The 16,404-nt window shown below is 45.1% G+C and carries 11 protein-coding genes; 10 read left to right on the top strand and 1 reads right to left on the bottom strand.

The features are described from left to right. The first annotated feature begins 12 nt into the window (after positions 1-12). From AC1DLM_RS16150 to AC1DLM_RS16115, 8 genes are all read left to right on the top strand, one after another. Entirely contained in the window at positions 13-1,071 is a 1,059-nt protein-coding gene (locus tag AC1DLM_RS16150; protein ID WP_477570556.1) for an Ig-like domain-containing protein, read from the top strand. A 106-nt stretch (positions 1,072-1,177) separates the two neighbouring features. Next, positions 1,178-2,260 carry a HupE/UreJ family protein gene (locus AC1DLM_RS16145; RefSeq protein WP_477570555.1) on the top strand — a complete coding sequence of 361 codons (1,083 nt, stop codon included), beginning with the start codon at positions 1,178-1,180 and terminating at the stop codon, positions 2,258-2,260. A gap of 296 nt (positions 2,261-2,556) precedes the next feature. Continuing rightward, positions 2,557-5,241 carry a pyruvate, phosphate dikinase gene (ppdK, locus tag AC1DLM_RS16140; RefSeq protein WP_477570554.1) on the top strand — a complete coding sequence of 895 codons (2,685 nt, stop codon included), beginning with the start codon at positions 2,557-2,559 and terminating at the stop codon, positions 5,239-5,241. A gap of 47 nt (positions 5,242-5,288) precedes the next feature. Then, positions 5,289-5,897 (top strand): helix-turn-helix transcriptional regulator, encoded by a 609-nt coding sequence (locus AC1DLM_RS16135; protein ID WP_441987344.1) that lies wholly within the window; start codon positions 5,289-5,291, stop codon positions 5,895-5,897. Between the two features lie 13 nt (positions 5,898-5,910). Next, positions 5,911-6,711, top strand: coding sequence for a pyruvate, water dikinase regulatory protein (locus tag AC1DLM_RS16130; protein ID WP_477570553.1), 801 nt, complete (start codon positions 5,911-5,913; stop codon positions 6,709-6,711). A 253-nt stretch (positions 6,712-6,964) separates the two neighbouring features. Further along, on the top strand, positions 6,965-8,062 hold the full coding sequence (locus tag AC1DLM_RS16125; RefSeq protein ID WP_477570552.1) for an SGNH/GDSL hydrolase family protein: 1,098 nt from the start codon (positions 6,965-6,967) through the stop codon (positions 8,060-8,062). 14 nt (positions 8,063-8,076) lie between these two features. Next, positions 8,077-10,638, top strand: a complete 2,562-nt coding sequence (locus AC1DLM_RS16120; RefSeq protein WP_477570551.1) for a glycoside hydrolase family 2 protein — start codon at positions 8,077-8,079, stop codon at positions 10,636-10,638. Between the two features lies 1 nt (position 10,639). Next, a complete protein-coding gene (locus AC1DLM_RS16115) occupies positions 10,640-11,410 on the top strand; it encodes a sugar phosphate isomerase/epimerase family protein (RefSeq protein ID WP_477570550.1) in 771 nt (256 codons plus the stop codon). Positions 11,411-11,482: 72 nt separating this feature from the next. On the opposite strand, the gene AC1DLM_RS16110 is transcribed toward AC1DLM_RS16115, so the two are convergent. Beyond that, a complete protein-coding gene (locus AC1DLM_RS16110) occupies positions 11,483-12,271 on the bottom strand; it encodes a helix-turn-helix domain-containing protein (RefSeq protein ID WP_436242075.1) in 789 nt (262 codons plus the stop codon). Positions 12,272-12,440: 169 nt separating this feature from the next. On the opposite strand from AC1DLM_RS16110, the gene AC1DLM_RS16105 reads away from it, so the two are divergent. Beyond that, positions 12,441-13,883 (top strand): L-arabinose isomerase family protein, encoded by a 1,443-nt coding sequence (locus tag AC1DLM_RS16105; protein WP_477570549.1) that lies wholly within the window; start codon positions 12,441-12,443, stop codon positions 13,881-13,883. Then, entirely contained in the window at positions 13,880-16,363 is a 2,484-nt protein-coding gene (locus tag AC1DLM_RS16100) for a hypothetical protein (RefSeq protein WP_477570548.1), read from the top strand. The genes AC1DLM_RS16105 and AC1DLM_RS16100 overlap by 4 nt, the downstream gene beginning before the upstream one ends. Positions 16,364-16,404: the final 41 nt, after the last annotated feature.

Raw genomic sequence — 16,404 nt, 5'->3', positions numbered from 1 at the left:
GGAGATTGCCAAATGAACAACAAACGAAATCGAAACATGTTGCGTCTAGTCGTTTTTCTTGCTTCAATCATGATATTGATTTTCAATGTGTCCGCCGCATCTTTCAATCCTATCGCTGAAGCAGCTGCCAGCAAGACGTTAACAATGGACAATCTCAAGTACCTCAAGACCCAAGCCATCACGCTATCCTATTCAGGTGCTGGTGCAAGTGGGTCGGACTGGGTCGGCATTTACAAAACCGGAGATACGCCTCCAGGTGCCGGTGTATCCTTGAGATGGGCTTATTTAAAATCGGGAGATGGGAAAGTTAGTCTCAGCAATGGGCTAGCCCCAGGCACCTATGATGCGCTTTTCATGCTCAATGACGGGTATGAAATTGTGGATCGCAAGACTTTCGCGGTCGTTGATCGAGTTGCTGTTGACGGGGTGACACTTGATCAACAGAACGTCGTCATGACTGAAGGTGAAACTAAAACATTAACAGCTACGGTTACGCCGGCTAATGCGAACGATCCCAAAGTTTCGTGGATAAGCAGCGACCCTGCTATTGTATCTGTAACCTCAACAGGCGGCAGCACTTCGATGGTCGGCAATAGTCCTGGGAATGTGACAGTAACGGCAGTAACTTATGATGGAAATTTTACGGCTTTCGCCAATGTAACAGTAGACCCAGGAGTGACATTACAGAGCGTTATAGCTAGCGCTCAGGTCAAGTTCAATGCAGCAGTGGAGGGCGACGGGGACGGTCAGTTTGTGACTGGCTCCAAAGCACAATTACAGTCAGCTATTGAAGCAGCTAAGGCGATAGCAAACGATTCGAATGCTACGAAGGAGCAAAAAGATAGTGCGAAAGCAGTATTGCTTGCGGCTATTCAAGAGTTTGACAAGATGAGCATTAACGCTGATGTCAATCGAGATGGAAAACGCTCTGTTGGAGACTTGGCTATTCTTTCTGGTGTATACGGCAAACAACAAGGTCAAGAGGGCTGGAACGAAAGAGCAGATGTGAATCATAACGGTACGGTTGATATGGCAGACTTTGTAATTGTCTCCAATGCGAGTATGCAATAGAATTTACCATCAGATATGGATTACTGGCTTTGTTACCGGCGGTAACAGAGCCAGTGAATTTTTGTTCAACTACTTGGTCCATTTTATGAAAAGAGGTTCAGCAGCTATGAACTTAAGAATTTTCCTCTCCTTGTTCATCATCGTATTATTTTTCGGAAATGCCACAACATCTTTTGCACATTCTGAAAGCATGGGTTACTCGGCGATATACGTTAAAGGGAATGAAATTAACTATGAGCTATTTCTTGATCAACGAGACCTGTTTGTGAAATTTGATACCAACAAGGATAATAATTTGGAGAATGAGGAGCTGACTTCGCAAAAGGAAGGAATCGAATCGTTATTACAGAAAGATCTTCAAATAGATGTGGATTCGGAACCCTTGAAGATGGAATTACTTTCGATGAACTTGGCAACTAAAGGATCCACAAAAGGCGTAGTTTTTCAAGTAAGGTTAACCAACGATGAAGTGATCGAACAATTTAGTATTCATTACAATCTGGGGTTTGAAGATGCGGCATTTCATAAGAGTATGCTCTCGGTCCATTCAGGGGAATTTTTCTATCAGGATATTCTTGATATCAATAGAAAAGAGATTCAAATAACTTTTCCCCAGTCCGAGATGGATTCCTCTGCTCAACCTGAGATGGGCTCTACGCTGTGGAAATACTTTGTACTTGGTATCGAACACATTTTGACCGGATATGATCATTTGATTTTTTTGTTATCATTAGTTTTAATCGCGTCCCGATTCAAGGATGCTTTGACCATAGTCACTGCTTTTACAATCGCCCACAGCATTACACTATTCTTGGTGGCCTCGGGCCGCATTCATGTCATTTCGTCTTGGGTTGAAGCGTTGATTGCAGTGACGATCTGTTACGTGGCCGTGGAAAATATGTTTGTTCTTAAGGCGAAATGGCGGTGGGTACTGACAGCCATATTTGGCCTGATTCACGGTATGGGCTTCGCCGGGGCTTTGGCTGAAACAGGACTTCCGAAAGGCAATCTGATTGGCACGCTCCTGACGTTTAATTTAGGAGTAGAAACTGGCCAATTGATGGTTTTATGCCTTCTACTGCCCCTCTTGATTTGGCTGCGAAGGTTTCCATGGTATCGTAAAATGATGATTTCAACGTCTTGCCTTATTTTTGTAATCGCATTATATTGGTTGATTCAAAGATTGTAAACCATACCCACTTTTCAGGGCATTCGCACTGAATAGCGGGTATTTTTATTTGTCTCAGACCATTACGGGCGAAATAAGATGACGCAGGAATACTGCGTCTTTTTGTATTTCTTTAATATGATACATTATATGGTGTATTACCCCTTATTTCATTTTATAATACGTTTTATATGATGATTTAAATTATATATTGTGTCATTAATAATATGGTGTTATATTTATGACATACTAAATAATGAATTGTGATAAGGGCTTAAGAATATGGCGTGTATCGAAAACAATAAGGAGGATAACAAATGAAGACTCAGAAAMAAGTGCTGCTGTTCCAAGAGGGAGACGCTTCAATGAAAACGTTACTAGGAGGCAAAGGGGCCAATTTAGCAGAGATGACTCGTGCTGCCCTTCCGGTCCCTCCGGGATTTACAATTACGACAGAAGCTTGTTTAACTTTTTTTAAGGTGGGAAATCGGATCTCCGATGGGTTGCTTGAACAGATTTCAGCAGCGCTCCAAGAGCTTGAGAAACAAAAAGGACAATTGTTCGGGGATGCTACAAATCCCCTATTGGTTTCTGTACGTTCGGGTTCTGTAAGTTCGATGCCAGGTATGATGGATACCATTTTGAATCTTGGACTTAATGATCTCACCGTACAAGGGTTGGCGGCTCTTACAAGTAATGAAACATTTGCATACGATTGTTACCGTCGCTTGATGCAGATGTTTGGGAACGTGGTTCTGGGCATTGAATCCTACCACTTCGAACAGCTATTGCATCGCTTGAAAGAGAAAGAAGGCGCAGAGCATGATCAAGATATTTCGGCCGTCGGTTGGAAGCTGCTCCTTGAGGATTATAAGAAGTGTATTTTGGCCAAAACGGGCTGTGCTTTCCCGCAGGATGTACATGAACAATTGAAAATGGCGATAGAGGCTGTGTTTAAGTCATGGAATAACCCACGGGCTCAAATTTACCGTAAAATAAATCGGATTCCAGATGATCAAGGAACAGCAGTCAACATTCAAAGTATGGTTTTTGGTAATAGGGGAGGGAATTGTGGCACAGGTGTTGTTTTTACTAGAAATCCATCTACAGGTGAGAATACATTTTTCGGTGAATACCTCATTAATGCGCAGGGCGAAGATGTTGTAGCAGGTATAAGGACGCCGCTTGCGATAGCTGCTTTGAAGGAAGAGATGCCAGAGATTTACGAGCAATTGTTTGCGGCTTCCAAGCAGCTTGAGAGGCATTACAAAGATATGCAGGATATTGAATTTACGGTTGAAAATAATAAGCTTTACTTGCTGCAAACACGTAATGGGAAGAGAAATGCCCAAGCAGCTCTGAAAATTGCGGTCGATTTGGTCCACGAAGGGTTATTGTCAAAGCAGGAAGCAATTGGACGTATAGAAGTGTCTCATCTTGATCAGCTCTTGCACAGAGGAATTGATGAAGAGGCCATTAAGGATGTGCTGGCAAAAGGACTTCCGGCTTCGCCGGGTGCTGCGGTTGGACAGCTTGTATTTGATGCTGACACTGCGGCAGAGTGGAACCGTGCTGGTAAGACGGTCATTCTGGCTAGAAATGAAACGACTCCTGAAGATATCCATGGCGTAATTGCCTCGGAAGGCATTCTTACAAGCCGTGGAGGGATGACAAGCCATGCAGCTGTAGTGGCAAGAGGAATGGGGAAGCCATGCGTATGCGGCTGCGAAGAAGTCCGAATCATGCCTGATGATAAGCAGATGACGGCTGGAGGCAGTATCATGGAAGAAGGAGATTGGATTACACTCGATGGTGCAACCGGGCGTGTCATTCTAGGTGCCATGCCTTTACGAGAAGCCAAAATGACGGACGAACTTCTCATTGTACTTAATTGGGCGGATGAAATTCGAACACTGAAAGTTTACGCCAATGCAGACAATCCCGAAGATGCCAAAATCGCCAGGCTATTAGGTGCTCAGGGGATCGGATTATGCCGAACAGAGCATATGTTTTTCTCCCCTACTCGCTTGCCTGTCGTCCAACAAATGATTCTAGCGGATACGAAGGAGAAAAGAATGCAGGCACTTGCGCAGCTGCTTCMCATGCAGCAATCCGATTTTGAAGGCATGTTCGAAGAAATGAACGGTCTTCCAGTAACGATCAGATTGCTGGATCCGCCTTTGCATGAGTTTTTGCCAAACCTCGAGGATCTACAAAAAAGACATATGCAGTTGACCTATGAGTTAGATGGGACAGACTCGGAACGGGAAGAAACGGCTGATCTTCTGCGTAAGGTACAAGCGCTCCACGAGACGAACCCCATGCTCGGTCAGCGTGGATGCAGATTGGGCATTGTATTTCCAGAGATTTATGATATGCAGATTGAGGCTATTTTCCGTGCGGCTTCTAAGTGTATGAACAAAGGGATTCGAGTTATTCCTGAAATTATGATTCCGCTGGTTGGCCATGTGAATGAACTTAAACTATTAAGAGAGCTTGTTGATTTCGTTGCCGAACAGGTGTTGGGAAATGACAAATTTAGAGAGTGCCCCTACATGGTAGGGACGATGATTGAGGTACCACGTGCCGCGCTTACTGCTCGTCAAATTGTGGCGTATGCGGATTTTTTCTCCTTTGGCACCAATGACTTGACACAGATGACATATGGATACAGTCGTGATGATGCGGAAGGGAAATTTCTAACTCATTATGTCGATCGCAAACTTCTTCCACATAACCCTTTTCAGGTATTAGATACAGAAGGGGTCGGACAATTAATTGAATTAGCCGTGAATGGAGGGCGTTCCATTAAGCCTACTCTCAAAACAGGAATTTGCGGCGAGCATGGCGGAGATAAAGAATCGATTTTCTTTTGTCATTTGACGGGACTAGACTATGTGAGTTGTTCCCCTTTCCGCATTCCTTTGGCACGCATAGCTGCTGCACAAGCATTCATCCTACATGGTAATCCTAGTGAAATAAAAATAACTAAAGTAGTTTGATACGAAAGTTTAGGGAGGGGTAGACGATACAACTTACATCCCGTCAAATGGAGATCATTGAAATTGTTAAGAAACACGCTCCGATAACAGGAGAGAGCCTTGCAGAATTGATCGGAATCGCTCGTCCAACTATTCGTTCCGATCTTTCATTACTTGTGATGCTTGGTTATTTAGACGCAAAGCCCAAAGTGGGTTATTTCCTCGGTATGACACTAGAACGTGAGGAAGTTGCTTTTAAGAAGCTAGACGATATTAAGGTCAAGGATGTCATGGGGTTACCTATCGTCCTAATGGAAAAAGCTACGGTGAATGATGCCGTAGTTACTTTGTTTCTGGAGAATGTCGGAACCCTGATGGTTGTCAGTGATAAACAGGCGTTAGTGGGTATTGTTTCGAGAAAAGATTTGTTAAAAGTAACACTAGGTAATGCGGGTGCTCCTACAATGCCAATTAGTCTAGTGATGACCAGACATCCGAACATTGTGACAATAAATTTGAATGATCATGTCCTGGATGCAGCTCGAAAAATGATTTTTCATCAAATAGACAGTCTGCCTGTGATGAGAACGGACGTTGTACATGACCATGAAGAAATTATTGGACGAATAACGAAGACAACCATAACCAAATTACTTTTGGATCTAGCAACGAATTAGGAGGTAAGCAAGGATGGAAGAGAAAGTTCAAACGATATTCGTTTGTTCGGATTCGGTTGGAGAAACTGCGAATACGGTCGTTCAAGCGACAATTCGTCAGTTTAATACTAACCAGGTTTATGTAAAACGGTTTGGATCTATGCGTTCGGAAGAAGACATTCGAAATATGATGGAAGAAGCTTCGCGTATAGGGAGTTTTGTTGTCTACACACTCGTTCTTCCAGAATTAAGAGAGATGATGCGACAAGAAGCGATACGCCTAAATGTGATTAGCATAGATATCTTAGGTCCTGTTATGCAAGCTTTTATTGATACCTATAAAGATTCACCTAAAAAGAAAGCCGGATTGCTGCATCAAATGGACGAAGAATATTATAAAAGAGTGGAAGCCATTGAGTTCGCTGTCAAAAGTGATGACGGTAAAGATACGAGTGCTTTAAAACAAGCACATATTGTTCTTCTCGGCGTTTCTAGGACATCGAAAACACCACTTAGCATTTTTTTGGCTCACAAAGGTTATAAAGTTGCCAACTATCCGTTAGTACCAGAAGTAAAGCCGCCGCTGAACTTATTGATGAACAACAAAAGCAAATTAGTTGGCTTGACGATGAGCGCCGATCAACTAGTCAAGATCCGTACAGAAAGGCTGAAAGCAGTAGGTCTGCCATTCGGCGCTAAATATTCAGCATTAGAGAGGGTTGTAGAAGAATTGGAATATGCGTACGGGATGTATAAACAGCTTGGATGTATGGTGATAGATGTTACTGAGAAAGCCATTGAGGAGACAGCTGGAATTATCTTGGACGCTATGTAAGGATCTCGTTCGGCATTCGTTGATGATATAAGATTAATATGTATAGGACATTTGTCCTTAGCCAGCAACTGCGTTCACTCCACAGGGTGAACGCAGTTTTTAATTTCAGGGGGACGTAACTAAGACAATTTTTATAATTTCCGACGTAATTTACAGTATACATTCGAACTTGTGTTAGCTATGTTTAAAAGAAGGATTGGGCTGCTACCCAGAGAGCTCATCCTATTCGAAATTCACATGGAGATGAGTGTAAATGGAGACCATACAGCTTCGAAATCGTTTAACACAAGTCAAAAGTAAGCTGCAAGAAGGGCAATTAACGTTGGGATTCATTGGTGGATCTATAACCGCAGATAGCAGAGTGATGGCGAATTGGCCAGAGCCTGTCGCACGTTGGTTTGTAGAAACGTTTCCTCACGCACGCATCACAGTGGAGAATGCTGCGATTGGTGCGACAGGCAGCGATTTGGCTGTTTTCCGTGCAGACCGGGACTTGATTAACCATCAATGTGATCTGATTTTCATTGAATTTGCCGTCAATGACTACAATACACCGTCTGAACAGCGGATGAGGGCGAGAGAGGGATTAATCCGCAAGCTATTGGCAGACGGACGAAGTGAGCTCGTATTTATTTATACCTACTGTCAGAAAATGTACGAGGACATGTCTCAAGGGAAAGTTCCAGCTAGTATCGCTGAATTCGAAGAATTAGCGGAACATTATGGCATCAGCACGGTGTGGGTCGGACAGCATGCCTGGCAGGAAGTGAAGAAGGGCCGAATGACCTGGGACGAGTGGTTGCCAGATGGGCTGCATCCTACGCATCGAGGCAGTTTGAGTTATGGGCATTGTGTGATTGACTATTTGGCTAAAGAATTGCTAACAGCTCCCGACTTGGAGAGGGACATAACCTCTAATCTGCTCGCAGCGCCGCTTAATAGCAATCATTGGGGACATGTGAGTACGCTCTCCTTCGATGAGGTTCAGTTGGATGGACCATGGATGACTAGACGCGCTGCGGCTCACATATCTTGGGTTGATCAAATATTGAGCACATCAGCGATTGGGGCTAAGCTGTCTTTTTCATTTTCAGGCAAGGGGCTGGCGTTAGCTTTCGATTTTGGTAAAAAATCAGCTGAATTCACGTATAAGCTTGACGGTGGCCCTGCGATTACGACTTGTCGCGATCGGCCTAATTGGTGTGAAGATGGAGGCTGGTTCCGCATCTATTGGATCGCGGATGATCTGAAGGACGGGCTGCATCATATGGAGCTAGAGGTTGTTCACGGTAACAGAGAGGAATGCACGGGGACGAATTTTCATTTGGGACTTATTGGAATAGTCAAGTAAGAGGAGCGATGGCAATGAAACTACTTTTAAATGAAGATTGGCACCTAACGTGGGAGCCGCTCTATCGCCAGACGGCAGATTATATACAAGTTAAAAATAAACAGCAGGATTGGCTGCGGAGCGATTTGCCTTGTGACGTGCATATGCCGCTCATCGCACAAGGGATCATCGCGGAGCCGCTAGTAGCGGATCAGTGTTTTACGAGTGAATGGATCGAGGACCGCTCTTGGTGGTTTAAGAAATCTTTTGTGCTGACGGAAGATCAGCTGCATGCAGATCAAATTATTCTTCGATTTGAATCTTTGGATGTAGAAGCCGATATCTGGTTGAATGATGGCCATCTGGGCCATCATCGCAGCGCCTTTTATCCGTTTGCGTGTGATGTGAAAGGTAAGGTGCAGCAAGGGGTTAATCAACTTTTTGTGCGTGTTACCACTGGTTTGGAGCGCTATTCAGAGAATGATCTTGCGCTGATTCGTGAAGCCAAAGTAGTGTATGAGAATGAGCAGATCGGTCATCGAGGCGATCATCGCCGTGGTATGCTGAGAAAACCGCAATATGTATTTGGTTGGGATTGGGGACCCAGGGTCGCGACGTGCGGGATCATGGGCGAGGTGAGTATTGAATTTGGCCAGAGTTTTCAAATTCGCGACATTCATGTTACAACGACAAGCTTGGATCCTGTGAGCAAAGCGGCACACTTACAGTTTCAATTAGAACTGGAGAATCTACACCCTTTTCAAACGTTAGAAACGGAGTTGAAATTGGCGCTGCTTTTCAATGGTAAGGAAGTGCAGCTGATTCACATGGATTGTTGTCTTCGTTCTGGGCTGAACTATATCACAATTCCGATGGAGGTGCCTGAAGCTAAGCTTTGGTGGCCCAATGGGATGGGTGATCAGCCTCTGTATGCGGTTCGGGCAACGCTGCAGACGTCAAAGCATGTAGTGGAATATCCCTCCTTCTCCTATGGGATACGCACATTGTACTTAAACATGGATAAAATCCCTGAGAGTCAGGATGAACGTTCATTCGCTTTTGAAATTAACGGAGTGTCTGTCTTCAGTAAAGGTGGAAACTGGATTCCTGCGGATGCCATCTATGCGCGGGTCACGGATGCTACATATGAGGCTCTGCTTAGTGAAGCCAAGGAAGCTAACTTCAATATGCTGCGTGTGTGGGGTGGGGGTATTTATGAAAGAGATATTTTCTACGAAAAGTGTGACGAGTACGGAATTCTCATTTGGCATGATTTCATGTTCACCTGCGCGAAATATCCAGATCACTTAGCTTGGTTTCGGGACGAGGTGGAGCGGGAGATCGATTATCAGACTCGTCGGCTCCGCAATCACTGTGCGCTCGCGCTTTGGTGCGGCAACAATGAGAATCATTGGGGCTTTGAGGAATGGTGGAATGAGACGGAAGCTGCGGATTTCTACGGGGGAGCGGCCTGTTACAATGACATCGCGCCACGACTTGTTCAGCGGAACTGTCCGGCTATTCCCTATTGGAATAGTTCGCCGTACGGTGGTGTCCATCCGAATGGCAACCAATCTGGCGATACGCATCATTGGAACGATTGCATGATGCATGCCGACATGGAAAAGCGAATTACACCCGAGGAATATGACAAGGTGAGCGCTAAGTTTGTCTCGGAGTATGGATACATTGGTCCCTGCCGGAAGCCATCCATGGCTATCTACCATAACGGTCAGGAAATGGATCGCGCGAGCAAGCTATCGCAGCTTCATACGAATTTTTTCGAAAAAGATACGGTACTTGCCGGTATAAACAAGCATTATTTGGCTACCGAACATTTGGAAATCGACGATTACTTGCTATTCGCGGGTTTATGTCAGGGTCTGATGCTGGGGTATTCGCTTGAGGCGATTCGGTCTAAGTTGTTTTGTTCTGGCGCATTATTTTGGATGTACAATGATTGCTGGGGGGAGGTTGGCTGGTCGATCATTGACTATTACCTCACGCGCAAAATTTCTTATTATTTTGTAAAACGAGCATTAGCACCGGTAAAACTCATTTTACGCGAACAAGATGGGATGATTCAGCTCACGGCCATCAATGAAACTAGCTCGGTTATTCGTGAAGTCCTAGAATACGGACTTGTCTACTATGATGGGAGCGGGAAGCAAGCGACGGAAGTAACAGTTGAACTCCAGCCATTCTCGCGGGTAGTCGTCCTGCAATGGGCTACGCCTGTCTATAATTCGAAAGAGGCATGTATTTACGTCAGAGCGCTAAGTGAATCCAGCGAAATTATGCCGGCTACCCTACAAAGCGATGTGTTTCGCGATCTCATTTTACCTGACCCACAAGTAAAGGTGTCAAACATCCATGCCATCGAACCAGGGCAAATTCGCCTTACGGTTTCATGCGAAACCTTTGCGCATGCGGTGCATTTTGGATTGGATGAAACGATTCAGTTGAGTGATGAATATTTCGACTTGCTCCCAGGCGAGAAGCGGGATATTACGATACGACACGGGGAGATTGCCCTTACATTAGATCAGATTGTACCTCGAGGAATCACACTAACTAATAGAGAAGGCGGCGTATAAAATGAAACAGAAATTTGCGGTACAGCTGTATACCTTTCGTAACGAATGTGAGCAAGATTTTCCGGGGGTGCTTAGAGAACTGAAACAGATGGGCTGGGCAGGGGTTGAACTTGCAGGGCTACACAGTTACTCGGCAGAAGAAATTTCCGCCGTGCTGCAAGAAACAGGCTTACAAACGGCAGGTATGCATGTTTCTTTTCAACGTCTAAGCAGTGAGCTGAAAAGTGTGCTTAAGGAAGCACGACTTTGCAAGACGACTTCCTTAATCTGTCCCTCTGTCCCCCATGAGCTGCGAACCGAGGAAGGTTACCGTCAGTTCCGCAATGAATTAAATGATATTGCGAAGCAAATACAGCCAGATGGCTTTACCCTCAGCTTTCACAATCATGCTTTTGAGTTTGAAACAACTGTGGATGGTAGAAGTGCTCTGGAATATCTGATTGAGCCTTCTGCTGATAATGCAATACTGGCTGAAATTGACGTCTATTGGGTGAAAAAAGCTGGCAAAGATCCGGCTGATTTCATACGTCCATATAGCCACAGGATGCTAACGATGCACGTAAAGGATATGACCAACGATGAGAGGCAGACGTATGTTGAAATTGGTACGGGCGTGATCGATTTCGATCCTATTTTGCTATGGGGAGAGCAGAATGGCGTGAAGTGGTACGTTGTGGAGCAGGATGTGTGTCAAGGGAATCCCATGGACTGCGTGAAGTTAAGCTTAGAGAATTTACACCGAATTGCTGAAAGACTCGTAGCAAATACATAAATCTATATAAGGAAGAGCTGCCACGAGGCAGCTCTTTTAATATAGAAGCTTGCCTGAATGCCAATGAAAAACCTAAGACTTCCAGACCTGAACCTTCTCTTTCATATAGGTGGAGGGTAGGGTGCCGGTACATTTTTTAAACACCTTGTTAAAGTACGACTGTTCGCAAAAACCGAGAAAATCGGAGATTTCTCCTACGTTCATCTGTGAGTTGGTTAGCAGGTCGCAAGCTGCGGCAATACGGATTTGCTGGATATAGTCCGTGACGGATTGTCCGGTAACCTGTTTGAAAATCGTGCTGACATAGTTAGGGGTCCGATCCGCATATTCGGCTAATTCACTCAAGGTAATGGTTCGGTGATAATGATTGAGGATGTAGGCTTGAAGCAGCATCACGATGCTGTAAGATTTGCCCTGTGTAGATTGCGAATCAATTTCTTCATTGATAACCGCGAGCATTTCAAGCAGGATGCCGTGGCAGATCGTGTCTGAATAGACGGATTTGCGCAGCCAATGCTGGGTCAACAATGAAAATCTTTGCTTCATATAATCAAAGTTAAAAGGTCTGGTTAAGCAGCGATCAGGTGTGATCAGCAGCGGAAGTCCATCCCCATCCCCTTGATAATGAAAGTGCGCGACATACATATCATGCGGTTCTTTGGTCGAATTCATCGCGCTGCGCCACACACCTTGAGGGACAAATAGAAGATCGCCTTTTTGCATTGTAAAGGTATGATCTTCAACGGTATAGTGAATGGTTCCATTGGTCATGAGGATTAAAATATGGTTGTTCGTCTTACTCTTGGGTACATGCCAATTCGGCTCACAATGCTCGAAATAAATAGCAACAGGTTGGATCATAACGCGCTCCTTTCAGTAGATACTCACACCTCTGTGAGGTCTAATACTCATTCTCTTAGTATAAATGAAATCGTAGAATTATTTAAATAATTATTGGATAGTTCATTGTTTCAATAGCCTGATTTTACTAAGCTTAAGATGAAAGATATGCGGGGAGGATGAGGGAGAAATGAGTAGTTTATTCCAAAAAGTAAAAGCGCGTGTAGGCGTGATGATGGTAGGTCACGAGCCATATTGGGTACAATTTCCGGGGTTGAAAGAGGAGCTGGAAGGTTACGGACGTGAATTCGAGGAAATGCTTCGTAAGCATGACGTCGAAGTGGTATCGGCAGGCTTTGTCGATACGGTAGATAAGTCTTTTGCTGCTTCCTCCTATTTGAAAAGCCAAGATGTTGACTTCCTATTTTGCTTCTTGAGCACGTATGTGACGTCATCAACAGCTGCTACCCCGATCCTGAACTTGTCGGTTCCGACGGTACTTGTTGCGTTGCAGCCAAGGAAGCGGCTAGACTATCGCAACACGACGACGTATATGCAGCTAGCCAACGATAATATTTGTTCACTTCCTGAAATAGGCGGTGTGCTTGTGAGGGCAGGAAAACCTGCGGCAGGGATGATTGTGGGAACGCTCTATGATGATCCACGCGCGATGAAGGAGTTACAAGGATGGTGCCAAGTCGCCAATACGCGCAGAGCGTTTAAATATGCCAAGATCGGCTATATGGGGCATACCTACGAGGGTATGTATGATATGAACTCCGATCCGACTGCTTTTACGGCTTCCTTTGGTTCGCATGTGCAGATGCTCGAAATGTGTGATTTAGCCAAGCTAGTCAATGGGGTAACGGCTAAGGAAACCGCTGATAAACTGGATGAAATTAAAAGCGTTTTCAAAATATCCGATCCGTTTATCGATCCGGTGACAAGACCGATCAAACAAGAGGATCTCGATTGGTCTGCTAAAGTTGCGGTTGGGCTGGATAAGCTGATTGTAGAAAATGGGTTAACAGGTCTGGCCTATTATTACCGGGGTCTCGACAATAATGAATATGAACGAATCGGATCGAACATGGTGCTCGGTAATTCGCTGTTGACAGGCAAAGGAGTTCCGCTTGCCGGGGAAGCCGATTTGAAAACATGCGCAGCGATGCTAATTATGGATCGTCTAGATGCAGGAGGTTCGTTCGCAGAGCTGCATCCATGTGACTTCGTCGACGATATCGTGTTAGTCGGACATGATGGGCCGCATAATATTAAAATTAGTGACGGGCAGCCGATCATTCGCGGATTGGATCTGTTTCATGGTAAAAGCGGATCTGGTATCGGCGTAGAATTCAGCATCAAATCAGGACCTGTTACGTTGCTCAGTATTTCACAAACCGCTAACGGCAAATACAAAATGATCGCCACGGAAGGCGAATCCATCAAAGGTGAAATTCCGCAGACGGGCAATACCAATACACGCTGTAAATTTAATTACAGTGTTTCAGAATTCGTAGAGAAATGGTGCTCAGCAGGTCCTACGCATCACTTTGCGCTTGGTGTAGGGCATGTGGGTTCCAAGATTCGTCATGTAGCCAAAGTTCTAGGCATTGAGGTGGAAGTGATATGACAACACTCGTTAAATCAAAGAAGTCCTTGCAGAGAGTTACACTGGAAATGAGCCTTAAGCCTTTTAAAAGTATGGCACCTGAGGCCATTGAAGCTGTTTGTGCGGAGGCTATTCGGCAGTGGCTCCCATTGATCGGCATGGCAGACAGCTGTTCCATCCTGTTATGGGTAGCTGATGGTAGCGAGATCCTAGTTTGGGACGGCGATTTACAGCGCGAGATTGAATGGGGCCGCTATATTGGATTTGCCAATGAGGCGTATTTCGGTCATATCAGAGACGATAAAGACCCGCGAATCGCTACGCCCTACATTAATGAACCGGCACGAATCACTTATGGTGATTTGCAAGTTATTATTGCGTCTTTCAAAAGAATTGCCTCCGAGCGTTATGGCATTCGCATGGAAGTGGGAGCGACTTTTGACGCAGGACCTGAATTTGCCTACTCGGATTTCAAATATAAGCTGCACCCGGAAATCAATCGCGCCGAAGTTGGTGGGCAATTTATATCGCTGAAGGCGGACTATACAGTAGTATGCAGTTGGTCGAAGCTAAAAGAAGATAAGGTTGCTTATGCGGCTTATCCTGACGGCATTCCCCAAAACACAGCGTTTGGCGAGTTTCTGGGGCGGCAGTGTGCCAGCTTTTTACCTACATTAGGCTTTGATTATATATGGTTTTCTAATGGATTCGCGCTGTCGTACTTTCCCTGGACCTATTTAGGCGCTAATTATGATGGCACGCAGATTGCGATGTCGGAGTATGAAGAGTTATCGTCTAAGATGTTGTCATTCTGGGAAATTTTCAAGCAAGAGTGCCCGAATTACCGCACAGAAATCAGAGGGACGAACTACGGAACGGGCATGGATCTTGCCAAGGACTGCATTCCCTTACTTGATCTGTATGAGAGAAAGTATGTTGAATATCCGCCGCCGAATTCGCCTTGGGGAGCGCTTAACTATGATTTCGGCTTAGAACTGACGGGTTACATGTCGCGTATTGCTGTATTGCCTGCAGAGACGTACCTTTTCCGCTTTTATGCCAATGATCCTTGGTTTTGGCAAAATCCGTGGTGGGATCTCTACGATCGGGAGCCGCATGATATTTATTGTCCGCTCACGGTCGCTCGTGTTAACAAGGAGGGCGAGCTGGAGAGCCCGGGTGTTGTAGAGATTTTGACCATCGATTCGGAAAAAGGCGAGCTGGATGCAGATATCCCGTTGGAAGTGATTCCTCATATTAAAAGAGCATTCAAAGACGCTCCCGACCAACCTGGGATCTTAACTTGGTTATACCCGTTCCGAGAGTTGCATGAAGCGATGGTGGAATCGGGTGAGCATTCGAGCGACGTGTTCTTCCATGATTGGTTTGTGCGAAATGGGATTAACCAAGGCTTGCCGCTGAATACGGTGCTTAGCACAGATGATTTCTTCGCGATGAATGATGATGCCCTCTATAAGCTTCAGGATACGATCTTGTTTACTTCGGCCTTTTGGATCAAAGGGGAGAAAGCAGAGCGAATCATCGAGTATGTTCGTCGTGGCGGAAAGATCATATTCTATGGCCGTGTCGAGGATCCTGAACTATATAAGCTGCTGAATCTTAGAAACGAGCCTGAGCTTGAAGGTGCTTTTTCTGTGAACCTCTCATTGCCAGAAGATACGATCAAGAGTGCGGAGCGCACAAAGGGTGAGGCGACTTATCAACTGCAACACTATCCCCACATTTCAGGCGGTGGGTTGAGTGAAGTTGTGGACGATCTGGCTGATCGCGCAACACAAATTCATGCAAGTGTGAATCAGAGAGGGCTAGAACGTGCATTTACAATAACTAGAGCTTTACCTGAATGGGATGGAGGCCAAGTGGGGTGGGTGCGCGGTTCGCTGCCATTCCAAGCAGCCGGCGTCTCGCATTTACCGATTCGGCAGGAAAAAGAATTTCTAGATTCCTCGCTCTTCGTGCGGTATGTCCTGCGACAATTTGGTTACTCACTGTACCAGGTGAAGGAAGAGGCAGCATCTGAATCAGCGCTGATGTTTATCACAAGAAATGACAATGCATTTATCTTTACGGGATGTAAGCAGGATACATCTGTTGGGCTTCAGCTTCAATTTCCCGATGGTGCTCCACTGATCATCGGTCAGTCCGTTATGATTGGAGAAGGAATGGTTGCTGCTTATACACTGGATCGCACGTTTCATGATGAATGCCGCGTGTTTGTTAATCAAAAGCAAACATCTCGCATTACGTGTAGAGAAAAAGCTCCTGATCCAACACCACAGAAGCGTAACCGTACGCTTCGCAATTTTGCTGTGCACAATCTGATTGAGGCCGATCTTACCATATATCCACCACTTGCACAGCTGCAAGCAGGCAGCGTCGAAGTGAAGAATGGGGAGCATAACTTGGAATTATCCAATAAAGTGGTAGGGAATTGTATACGACTAACCCAAATTAGCGGGACCATTGATATATCATGGTAGGCATCTAATTGTTTTGTTACTTGAATCAATCCGTTATGTGA

It is taken from the genome of Paenibacillus sp. 01T442 (genome assembly GCF_056398345.1).
The sequence above is the reverse complement of the archived record's forward strand: the minus strand, read 5'-3'. Positions and strand labels throughout refer to the sequence as shown.

What these genes read in the sequence shown, in the direction of transcription:
- AC1DLM_RS16125 (WP_477570552.1), top strand. Translation starts at nt 6,965, where the DNA reads ATGGAGACCATACAGCTTCGAAATCGTTTAACACAAGTCAAAAGTAAG.
- AC1DLM_RS16110 (WP_436242075.1), bottom strand. Translation starts at nt 12,271, where the DNA reads ATGATCCAACCTGTTGCTATTTATTTCGAGCATTGTGAGCCGAATTGG.
- AC1DLM_RS16100 (WP_477570548.1), top strand. Translation starts at nt 13,880, where the DNA reads ATGACAACACTCGTTAAATCAAAGAAGTCCTTGCAGAGAGTTACACTG.
- AC1DLM_RS16115 (WP_477570550.1), top strand. Translation starts at nt 10,640, where the DNA reads ATGAAACAGAAATTTGCGGTACAGCTGTATACCTTTCGTAACGAATGT.
- AC1DLM_RS16105 (WP_477570549.1), top strand. Translation starts at nt 12,441, where the DNA reads ATGAGTAGTTTATTCCAAAAAGTAAAAGCGCGTGTAGGCGTGATGATG.
- AC1DLM_RS16145 (WP_477570555.1), top strand. Translation starts at nt 1,178, where the DNA reads ATGAACTTAAGAATTTTCCTCTCCTTGTTCATCATCGTATTATTTTTC.
- AC1DLM_RS16130 (WP_477570553.1), top strand. Translation starts at nt 5,911, where the DNA reads ATGGAAGAGAAAGTTCAAACGATATTCGTTTGTTCGGATTCGGTTGGA.
- AC1DLM_RS16135 (WP_441987344.1), top strand. Translation starts at nt 5,289, where the DNA reads ATGGAGATCATTGAAATTGTTAAGAAACACGCTCCGATAACAGGAGAG.
- AC1DLM_RS16120 (WP_477570551.1), top strand. Translation starts at nt 8,077, where the DNA reads ATGAAACTACTTTTAAATGAAGATTGGCACCTAACGTGGGAGCCGCTC.
- AC1DLM_RS16150 (WP_477570556.1), top strand. Translation starts at nt 13, where the DNA reads ATGAACAACAAACGAAATCGAAACATGTTGCGTCTAGTCGTTTTTCTT.